Annotated in this window: 8 protein-coding genes, 9 tRNA genes and 1 rRNA gene; all 18 read right to left on the bottom strand. The window is 39.4% G+C overall.

All coding sequences use genetic code 11. From position 1 onward, the window contains the following. Positions 1-197 precede the first annotated feature (197 nt). Positions 198-344, bottom strand: coding sequence for a hypothetical protein (locus tag V7124_RS19985; protein WP_335492733.1), 147 nt, complete (start codon positions 342-344; stop codon positions 198-200). Positions 345-1064: 720 nt separating this feature from the next. Continuing rightward, the gene (gene glmS / locus V7124_RS19990; RefSeq protein ID WP_335492736.1) at positions 1065-2867 is read right to left on the bottom strand and encodes a glutamine--fructose-6-phosphate transaminase (isomerizing); all 1803 of its coding nucleotides are present in this window, start codon (positions 2865-2867) and stop codon (positions 1065-1067) included. A 451-nt stretch (positions 2868-3318) separates the two neighbouring features. After that, on the bottom strand, positions 3319-4668 hold the full coding sequence (glmM, locus tag V7124_RS19995) for a phosphoglucosamine mutase (RefSeq protein ID WP_335419024.1): 1350 nt from the start codon (positions 4666-4668) through the stop codon (positions 3319-3321). 37 nt (positions 4669-4705) lie between these two features. Then, positions 4706-5941 carry a CdaR family protein gene (locus V7124_RS20000; protein WP_335492740.1) on the bottom strand — a complete coding sequence of 412 codons (1236 nt, stop codon included), beginning with the start codon at positions 5939-5941 and terminating at the stop codon, positions 4706-4708. Continuing rightward, complete coding sequence (gene cdaA, locus V7124_RS20005; RefSeq protein WP_335419018.1) at positions 5934-6767, bottom strand: diadenylate cyclase CdaA; 834 nt, start codon at positions 6765-6767, stop codon at positions 5934-5936. Before cdaA ends, V7124_RS20000 begins: the two co-directional genes overlap by 8 nt. A 125-nt stretch (positions 6768-6892) precedes the next feature. Further along, positions 6893-7516 carry an anti-sigma factor gene (locus tag V7124_RS20010; protein WP_335419014.1) on the bottom strand — a complete coding sequence of 208 codons (624 nt, stop codon included), beginning with the start codon at positions 7514-7516 and terminating at the stop codon, positions 6893-6895. Between the two features lie 15 nt (positions 7517-7531). Further along, positions 7532-8095, bottom strand: a complete 564-nt coding sequence (sigW, locus tag V7124_RS20015) for an RNA polymerase sigma factor SigW (protein ID WP_335419009.1) — start codon at positions 8093-8095, stop codon at positions 7532-7534. Between the two features lie 209 nt (positions 8096-8304). Continuing rightward, a complete protein-coding gene (gene rocF, locus V7124_RS20020) occupies positions 8305-9201 on the bottom strand; it encodes an arginase (RefSeq protein ID WP_335419006.1) in 897 nt (298 codons plus the stop codon). Positions 9202-9414: 213 nt separating this feature from the next. Continuing rightward, positions 9415-9490 (bottom strand) — tRNA-Ala (locus tag V7124_RS20025). Between the two features lie 61 nt (positions 9491-9551). Next, a tRNA-Lys gene (locus tag V7124_RS20030) sits at positions 9552-9624 on the bottom strand. Position 9625: 1 nt separating this feature from the next. Next, positions 9626-9700, bottom strand: a tRNA-Gln gene (locus tag V7124_RS20035). 47 nt (positions 9701-9747) lie between these two features. Continuing rightward, positions 9748-9832: transfer RNA gene (locus tag V7124_RS20040), tRNA-Tyr, on the bottom strand. A gap of 17 nt (positions 9833-9849) precedes the next feature. After that, positions 9850-9925 (bottom strand) — tRNA-Thr (locus V7124_RS20045). A gap of 35 nt (positions 9926-9960) precedes the next feature. After that, positions 9961-10036, bottom strand: a tRNA-Val gene (locus V7124_RS20050). Between the two features lie 103 nt (positions 10037-10139). Beyond that, a tRNA-Glu gene (locus V7124_RS20055) sits at positions 10140-10214 on the bottom strand. 18 nt (positions 10215-10232) lie between these two features. Next, positions 10233-10305, bottom strand: a tRNA-Thr gene (locus tag V7124_RS20060). 26 nt (positions 10306-10331) lie between these two features. After that, positions 10332-10406, bottom strand: a tRNA-Asn gene (locus tag V7124_RS20065). Positions 10407-10420: 14 nt separating this feature from the next. Further along, a 5S ribosomal RNA gene (rrf, locus tag V7124_RS20070) occupies positions 10421-10536 on the bottom strand. Positions 10537-10665: the final 129 nt, after the last annotated feature.

A 10665-nucleotide genomic window follows, 5' to 3' on the forward strand; every position in this document is an offset into this window, starting at 1 on the left:
AACAAGGGTTAACATTTGAGTAGGGGAAGCATCACGTGAAAGAATATGGAATATTTCCCTAATATAGAGATACATACTTACTGTATGCCCCTTTAAACCTACGATTACTTTTTACTCAAACGTTTAATTAATAAAAAACCGAAGCCTTTCAGGCTTGAACCTGAACGTGCTTCGGTCTTAAAAGGCATATGACTTGATTATAAACAAACCCATTCATTGTCTTCTTCTTCTTCTTCTTCTTCTTCTTCGTAATCATCATTTTTTCTTCGCTCTTCGATTTCTCGCATTTTTTCTTCGTAATCAAACTGGTAATTATCACATTCTAAAAGAATTCCTAACTCCAATCCTGACCAAATGATTTAAAAAAAGAACCGATATGTCGTTTCAACGGTATGTTTCTCTCGATTTATTGTAGTCACTACACACGGAATTTTAATTATCCAATCTACTTCACTAAACCTTTTCTCTACTATGTCTCCCTGAAAGAAAGTCCTTCCCCGCTTCTCCTCCCCCTTCACTCCCCTCAATCCCTTGCCCCTCTTGCTTTCCCGCCTCTTTTTCCCGCCTTTCTATCTGAAACTAAGTTCTTCCCTAAAACAGCCCTTTTCGGGCATTTCGTCAAAGAAGGTCAGAGGAAAAACAGGGATAAAAATGAAACAAAGTTCTTCCATAGTAGGGTTAAGGATTGAGGTTTAATGTAGGCTCTTTCGGAAGTTCTTTCGAACTTCCCTTCGGGCTTTGCTCTGACTGGATCAGCTTCAAAAGTGGCTCCCATGGCTTCTCTCGCTATTTTCTCCTGCTCCAAATCGTTGATTTATCGGGCTTTATCCGCATTTACACAAACGTTTGATTAGTATTTGTCCTAAACTAATCAAACGTTTGATCAATAAAAAAAGAACCAGGATGGGCGTACCAACGGTACGTTTCCTGATTCTTTCAAATACATAGTGCCTCTCCCGTTCTTCCCGTTTTGGTACCAACTTAGTTTCAGCAGGTACCAACTTTGTTTTAGAGGGAAAAAAGGTGTTTTGGGGAGACAATTTTAATAACGCAATCTTTCCAACCTACTCAACAGTAACCGATTTTGCAAGGTTGCGTGGTTTATCCACATCGCAATCACGGTGTAGAGCTGCGTAGTAGGAAAGGATTTGCAATGGTATTACAGAGATAAGTGGTGTTAATAAATCATGTACTTCCGGAATAACAAAGCTGTCCTCGTCCATGTTTAGTCCGTTCATGGAAATGATGCATGGGTTTGCACCGCGGGCAACTACTTCTTTAACGTTTCCGCGAATGCTTAAGTTTACACTTGCTTGGGTGGCAAGGGCTATCACTGGCGTACCTTCTTCAATTAAAGCAATCGTACCATGCTTTAACTCTCCACCTGCAAAGCCTTCAGCTTGAATGTAAGAAATTTCTTTTAGCTTCAAGGCACCTTCTAACCCGACATAGAAATCAATACCACGTCCGATGAAAAAAGCATTGCGTGTTACGGATAAGAACTCCCTAGAAATATGCTCGATTATCTCTTTAGAGTCACAAAGCACTTCCATCGCATTTGCAACGATACCAAGTTCGCGAATAAGATCAAATCCTGGATCGAGATTGCGGCTTTTTGCCGTTACTTCCGCTAAAATAGCCAATACTGCTAATTGTGCGGTATATGCTTTTGTAGAAGCAACAGCGATTTCAGGGCCTGCATGCAGTAATAGCGTATGGTCTGCTTCACGGGAAAGCGTTGAACCAGGCACATTGGTAATCGTAAGTGCTTGATAACCCATTTCCTTAATCGTAACAAGAACCGCACGACTATCTGCAGTCTCACCGCTCTGTGAAATAAAGACGAATAATGGTTTTTCAGATAGAAGAGGCATATTATAACCAAATTCACTGGAAATATGAACTTCTACTGGAATTTTAGCCATTTTCTCAATGAACTGTTTCCCAACCAGACCAGCATGATAGGATGTCCCAGCCGCAATAATGTATACGCGATCGGCGTCATTAATCGCATGGATGATTTCAGGGTCGATTGTTAATTCATCTTGGTCATTTTGGTATGCTTGGATAATTTTTCGCATAACCGCAGGCTGCTCGTCAATCTCTTTTAACATGTAGTGTGGATAAGTGCCTTTTTCAATATCACTTGCATCCAATTCTGCAGTATAAGAAGTACGAGTAACGGTTTCCCCAGCAAGATTTTGAATCGTGACACCATTCTTTGTCACAATCACGATTTCCTTATCCATAAGCTCAACGTATTCACTGGTTACTTGAAGCATTGCCATCGCATCGCTGGCCACAACATTGAAATTATCGCCTAAGCCGACAAGTAACGGACTCTTATTTTTGGCAACAAAGATCGTATCACTATTTTTTTCATCTAATAAAGCAAGGGCATATGAGCCATGTAAAAGGCTAAGTGTCTTACGAAAGGCCGCTAGGACCTCTAAGCCTTCATGTACAAATTTTTCAATGAGCTGGACGATCACTTCTGTGTCTGTTTCACTTACAAAAGTAACATCCGCTAAATAGTCACGTTTTAAAAGATCATAGTTTTCAATAACACCATTATGAACAAGCGTAAAACGGCTAGATGCACTTTGATGTGGATGTGAATTTGTTCTACTTGGCACACCATGTGTCGCCCAGCGTGTATGGCCAATTCCGATATTAGCCATTACGTTCATATCGACAATTTCACGTAAATCTGCAATCCTGCCCTTTTCCTTAAAAACATGGACCCCATTTTCATTCATCACAGCAATACCAGCTGAGTCATAACCTCTATATTCAAGCTTTTCTAAGCCTTTTAATAAAATTTCCTTCGTATCATTATTTCCAATATATCCAACAATTCCACACATTTTTCTTTTCCTCCCTGATACAGGGGGCAAGAATGCTTTGGAGGCTCACCTTGCCCCCTTATCTCTGTTTTGAAAGGTATCTGTATATACCTGCTTCTTTTAATTGCTATGTTTAGTATGCGCATTTTCTTCTCTTTGTGCACCAAGTTGCCTTGGTGTTTTAAAGAAGAAACAATCGGTTGTGCGTTCAACCGGGAGGTATCCGCCGAACATTCGATAAACCTCCTCCTCGTCAACTAACCATCCCTAGGTTAGTTCAGGCGCTTTTATTATTACCTTTTTATACACACGATCCTCCCTTTTGATAAAATTTTTCGCTTTAAAAATACAAAGCAAAACAATCGTAACCGATGAATCGTTATTCGTCAACTGATTACTGTTTTTTCCAATTACATAATAAAATATGCATAAAGGAAGAGTTACGTTCCCTTATGCATATCTCTAAAAAAGTCTATTCTTTTAATTCCATTTCTTCCTTTACGACAGAAACAATTCGGTTCACATAGGCTTCACATAATTCCTCAGTTGATGCCTCAGCCATTACTCGAACAAGTGGTTCTGTGCCGGAAGGTCGAACAAGAATCCGGCCGTTCCCATTCATTTCTGCTTCTACTTGCTCAATAACTGCCTTTACCTTCTCATTGTCAGTGACATGATGTTTATCTGTTACCCGAACATTCACAAGCTTCTGTGGGAACTTTTTCATATCTGCAGCTAATTCAGATAGTGTTTTCTGGGTTGATTTCATAATATTTACTAGTTGCAACCCCGTTAATAAGCCATCTCCTGTTGTGTTATAGTCCAAAAATATGATGTGTCCAGATTGCTCACCACCGAGAATAAACCCGTTTTTCTTCATTTCTTCCACCACATAGCGGTCACCAACTGCTGTAGGAACGCTATGAATACCGAGTGCTTCTAATCCTTTATAAAAACCAAGATTACTCATAACCGTTGAGACAATCGTACTATGTTTTAACCGTCCCTGTTCCTTCATATACTTTCCGCAAATGAACATGATTTGGTCGCCGTCAACAATATTTCCTTTTTCATCAATCGCGATTAAGCGGTCGCCATCTCCATCAAATGATAGACCTACGTCTGCACCCTTTTCCATAACTAGAGCCGCTAAGCTTTCCGGATGAGTTGAGCCAACTCCAGCATTAATATTAATGCCATTTGGCGAAGCTCCCATGATGGAGATATCTGCATCTAAATCAGCAAATAGGTGTGTCGCAAGTGAAGATGTAGCTCCGTGTGCACAATCTAAGGCGATATGGATCCCTGAGAAATCTTCATCTACCGTATTCTTTAAGTATTGAAGGTACTTTTGTCCCCCTTCAAAATAATCCATAACTTGACCTAGGTCAGCACCAACAGGTCTTGGTAATTGGTCATCTGCCATATCAATTAAATTTTCTATCTCAAGTTCCTGCTCATCAGAAAGCTTAAATCCATCCGGGCCAAAGAATTTAATGCCATTATCCGCAACCGGATTATGGGAGGCAGAAATCATTACTCCCGCTTCAGCACCCAGTGCCTTTGTTAAATAGGATACTCCAGGCGTAGAGATAACTCCTAAGCGCATGACTTCAGCACCAATTGAAAGTAACCCTGCCACCAATGCCCCTTCAAGCATATGACCTGATACGCGTGTATCGCGGCCGATTAGCACTTTTGGTCGTTCTTTATCCTTTGTTAAAACAAAACCTCCGAAACGTCCTAATTTAAAGGCTAGTTCAGGTGTTAATTCACTATTTGCAACGCCACGGACGCCATCGGTTCCAAAATATTTTCCCATTATCAAAATCGCTCCTTATCATGTTTACTGCTGTGTTCTATACGTTGTCTCTTGTTATCGTAACTTTTGCAGATAATTTATCTGGTTTCCATGTTACATTAGATGGTCCATTGACTTGAATGGTAACGTTATGAACACCATCTGTAAGGCCGGTTAAATCGACAATTATATTGAAGTCATTTGGTCCTAAACCAGTAACTACATCACCAGGTCCAAAGACTAATAAGTTTATTAATCGATTTGTTGGATCATTAACGACTGCTTCATATTGTTCGGATAACCCTTTAACATTTATAGGGATAGCTGATACAGCTTTCTCCCCTTCACTTTTTACAACCACAACCGTTACCTCGACGGTTTCAGGTGTTACTTTCGTTACACCGTTTGAGATAATGACTGGTAAAGTGAGTGTCGTATTTCCACTTATTTTACTAACGTCAACTTCAACACGGACATTATCTGTTTCTTTCAAAACAGCCTCGGCTCCCGATATGACAGCTTCCTTAATATCTAAATTTATCGATGCAATTGTAACCCCAGCTGGTGGAGTGCCTTTTTCAACGATGTTAATCGGAACTGTTTTATTGTTGCTTTTAACTGGGATGGTAACTTCTACTGTTTCCGGCTCGATTACTACATCTAGTTTATTTAATCCCTTATCAAGTACTTGTACCTGTGCTTTTTTTGAAACAGTACTATCAAGAAGATCTCTACCTTCAAATGCTGCCTTTACGTAGGTAATTCGATCGATTACATCCTTGGCACCTGTGATTTTCACCTTATTTGGCTTAACCGTAGGTTGTCCAGCGGAATAACCTTCTTTTATCAAATCTCGATCAAATTCAGCTTCCACGGTAAACTCTTTCGATACCCTTTCTTGAATCGACACGGTTACCGAAGCTGGTTTGATGGTTGCTTTTAATTTTTCTGATAACCCGCTTACTTCAAATTTTACTTTTTGATTGCCTATTTTAGCATTGGTTAGGTCGACAAATACCTCGAAGTTTTTTAATGCCTTCGCTGACTGCACATGGGGCATTGGACCTTCGAGTGTTACTTCAACCATATCAGGCAATCCTGAAACGACAAGGTTTTCGGTATCATAATAAGCTTTAACTGAAATTTCTTCTATTATCTCTGAGGTTTTTCCCCCTGGTACATTAATATCATTCGACTCACTCCCAGAGTTTGGAACGACGGCTGAATAAAGTAGAACAGCCATTAATATCGCCAGGATTTTAATGAACCAGGGATTATCCATCAATTTATCCATTACTCTTCCCCCTCCAGTTCCAACGAGCTGAAGAAGCCGGTTTTACTTTTGTGTTGGTAACAATTAAATCATGCGAAATTAATTCCTTAAAACCTTCTAATGTTAGATTTCGGTGAAGCTCACCATTTTTCGTTAAAGAGATATTTCCGGTTTCTTCTGAAACAACCACCGTAATACTGTCTGTAACTTCACTTATTCCCAGAGCGGCACGATGTCTTGTACCTAGTTCCTTTGAGATAAACGGGCTTTCTGATAAAGGAAGATAACAGGCAGCTGCGGCTACATAATTTTTTTGAATAATCACGGCACCATCATGGAGTGGTGTATTTGGAATAAAGATATTTATGAGTAATTCAGAAGAAATTTTCGCATCAAGTGGAATTCCTGTTTCTATGTAATCACTCATCCCTGTTTCCCTCTCAATGGAAATCAAGGCCCCAATACGCCGTTTTGCCATATAATCTGTTGCCTTTGTGATGGCTTCCACCATTTTATCTTGATCTTCTTCATCAGGTCTGCTGCTACTTGAAAAAAACTTTCCACGGCCAAGTTGCTCAAGCGCTCTCCTAAGCTCTGGCTGGAAAATGATAATTACAGCAAGAAATCCCCAATCAATCGCTTGTTGCATGAGCCAGCTCAGTGTATTTAGACCAAAAAAACCACTCACAACTCTTACAAGGAGAATAACGACAATTCCTTTTAATAATTGTACGGCCTTTGTTCCTTTTATAAGATTTAAAAGTTTATAAATGACATACGATACAAGGAGAATATCAACAATACTAGCTAGATACTTCCATATAGTAAAATCTTCAAAAAACGGCATTGTTTTTCCTCCGTAAATTTGTCTAACTTATAACTAATTTATTATACCATAGATTAAGCTTGCACCCTATTATTTGTCAGTTATCATTAAAAAAGAAATCACTCACTACGAGTGACTTCTTACTATTATTCTTCATTTTCATCAAATATATCTATAACCTCTAAAGCTGTTTTTTTCATGTGATACCAGATCCAATCGAAAACTTCGTTAACCTCTTCTATTTGACCTGTAACATTTCCGGCTGAAGCTAAATACTGTTTCCCATTGATAACCGTTACATCACCTTGAACTTCACCCTCGATTTTTAATGTTCCGTTTCGAACGGTTACATCTCCTTTGACCACTTCTCCTTCAGGGACAATCACCGTATTATTTTGTACGACTAAGTTTTCCTGTTTAGAAACGGAGAATTCTCGTTCTTGATTCCAGGTTGAAAATACACTTCCCATCATCAGAACAAAAAATAGGGAAGCTGCAGCGATTAATGGATGATTTCGCAACCATCTTTGCATACCGACCTTTTTCTTTTCTTTTGGAAGGCGAGCCATTACCTTAGATGTTAAATTAGGAGGAGCCTGCATCCTTGAAGTCCCTTTTACAACCGCGATGGTCTTCTTATATTCATTGAATAGTATCTCACAATCCTTACAGCCTTTGAGGTGTTCTCTTAAAATCATCTCATTTTGAGGATCAATTTCTTCATCTAAATATTCATGCATTAATTCAACGATTTCTTCTTCACACTTCAACGTGTTCACCTCTTATCAAACATAACGTAATTGTTGCCGTAACGCCTCGCGTCCACGGTGGATACGGGTTTTGACTGTACCTAATGGCATATCAAGAATTTCACTGATTTCATTTAATGACAGTTCTTCAATATATTTTAAAACTATAACTGACCTGTATTTTTCAGGCAGTTTTAAAATTTCCTTTTGAACAATTTCTTGAAGTTCTAGACTTTCCAATTCATTTTCAGGTAAAGGAGAATCGGATGACAGCTGCGAATACATGGTGAGGCCGTCGGTTCCCGAGACTTCTGCATCTAAGTAGTAATCTGGTTTTTTCTTTCTAATTCTGTCAATGCATAAATTAGTTGCAATTCGAAATAACCAAGTTGAAAACTTCAAATCCTGATTAAATGATTTGATATTAACATATGCACGAATAAAGGCTTCTTGTGCAATGTCCTCTGCCTCATGGCGATTTCCCAGCATTCGATAGCCAAGCTGATAAATACTATTGCTATAGATTTCGACAATATCAGCAAATGCATCTTGATCGCCTTTTATTACTTGTTTAATTCTTTTTTTTATAAGGGCATCCATTTATTTTTCTCAGCTCCAATGCGGCTATACAATCTTACGAATCAATTGCAAAAAAGTTTCAATATAAATTATATCTTCTTCTATACTTTTTATATTAACAAATATTAACTTATTTGGATAAAGGGAAGCTTAAAAGATTTTTTACTGAGGAATATAGATGGTGGGAAAACAGTGTCAGCAGCCTTCTGTGAAAGGCTGCTGACGAATGATTATAATAATTTTTCACCGAACAATGAACCCATTAATTCGACAGCAGCTCTTGCAGTTTTATTTTTTTCATCTAAGATGGGGTTAACTTCAACAAATTCTGCAGACGTTATGATCTTTGCTTCTTCTAGCATTTCCATTGCCAGATGACTTTCACGATAACTAATCCCTCCCATAACAGGGGTTCCTACTCCCGGTGCATCATTGGGATCTAAACCGTCAAGATCGAGCGATAAGTGAACACCATCCGTCTTTTCCTTTAGATAAGTAATTGTTTCTTCCATTACTTTTGCCATTCCTAATCTATCAATCTCATGCATCGTATAAACTTTTATTCCCTTTTCTTTTATAAGTATTTTTTCACCTTCATCAAGTGATCTGGCACCAATGATTACTACATTCTCTGGCTTTACTTTTGGTGCATACCCAGCAATATCCGTTAATGAATGATGACCAATACCTAAACTTGCAGCCAATGGCATACCATGAATATTTCCAGATGGCGAGGTATCTGCAGTATTTAGATCACCATGGGCATCATACCAAATAACTCCTAAATTCTTATAATGCTTGGATACACCGGCTAATGTTCCAATGGCAATGCTGTGGTCTCCTCCTAAAATAAGCGGAAATGAACCAGATTGTATGACCTCATCTACTTTTTCTGCTAGCAATGTACTTTTTTCAGCAACGAGATCTAAATTTCGTAAATTCGATTTTTCATCGATAACTACTTCAGGTCTCCCAATCGGGATATCTCCCATGTCATGGATTTCGTCAAAAAGCGGTTTCAATCTTTCGTTTATCCCAGCATACCGAATGGCACTTGGCCCCATATCAACTCCACGTCTCATTTGTCCTAAATCCATCGGCATTCCAATAATAGATAGTTTTTTCATGTTCAGCCCCCCCAGCCTTCTTACTACCTATTTTAACCGCTTTCAAACCAATGACTCAACTCGACATAAATATGTATATATATACGAACATTTAACCAAACCAATATCCTTCGTTCTATGATTTAGAAAATAAAAAAGCCTTAAATCAAAGTTTGACTTAAGGCGAAAGATTATATGTAGTGTATGGTTGTTTTCACTGTCGTGAAAAAACTTTGGTGGAGCCTAGCGGGATCGAACCGCTGACCTCCTGCGTGCAAAGCAGGCGCTCTCCCAGCTGAGCTAAGGCCCCATAACTATTTATAAATAGACCCTTAGAGATATAAATCTCCTTGGGTCATTGTGAAATATGATGAGCCATGAAGGATTCGAACCTTCGACCCTCTGATTAAAAGTCAGATGCTCTACCAACTGAGCTAATGGCTCTTGGCTGGGCTAGCTGGATTTGAACCAACGCATGTCGCAGTCAAAGTGCGATGCCTTACCGCTTGGCTATAGCCCAATGTTAAGGACATTAACTAGTTTGTCCAACATTAAAAAAATTATAAGTGGTGGAGGGGGACGGATTCGAACCGCCGAACCCGGAGGGAGCGGATTTACAGTCCGCCGCGTTTAGCCACTTCGCTACCCCTCCATAACTTAATAAAAGAATGGTGCCGGCGAGAGGACTTGAACCCCCAACCTACTGATTACAAGTCAGTTGCTCTACCAATTGAGCTACCCCGGCACAGGATGAAAAATATTTATATTTCATAAAAATTATGGTGGAGGATGACGGGATCGAACCGCCGACCCTCTGCTTGTAAGGCAGATGCTCTCCCAGCTGAGCTAATCCTCCAATATTATGTAAAGTTTCCTGTTCCACTATTGTAAATGAAAAGTTACTTTTTCTATCGCAAAAAACACTAAGGTAAGATATTTCCGCTATCGCGAAAAATCATTGGTGACCCCTACGGGACTCGAACCCGTGTTACCTCCGTGAAAGGGAGGTGTCTTAACCGCTTGACCAAGGGGCCATTAATGTAAGATAGGTAAGCTTCCAAGCGGATTCGAACCGCTGACCTCTTCCTTACCATGGAAGTGCTCTACCTACTGAGCTATGGAAGCATAGCTAATATTTAGATTAATGTAAATGGCTCCGCAGGTAGGACTCGAACCTACGACCGATCGGTTAACAGCCGATAGCTCTACCACTGAGCTACTGCGGAATAACAATATAATAGCCTGGCAACGTCCTACTCTCACAGGGACAAAGTCCCAACTACCATCGGCGCTGAGAAGCTTAACTTCCGTGTTCGGTATGGGAACGGGTGTGACCTTCTCGCCTTAATTACCAGACTATTTATACTCAAAGACATTTTCTATTATAATGCCTTTTTGAGATTTTTCAAGAGGTATTTAAAAAATCATTCCCTCAAAACTAGATAATGCAGAAGAAGTTGTAAAAAAGAGTTCGCCTTTTAAAAA

Source organism: Neobacillus niacini (assembly GCF_036961885.1).
GTDB lineage: Bacteria > Bacillota > Bacilli > Bacillales > Cytobacillaceae > Neobacillus > Neobacillus niacini_H.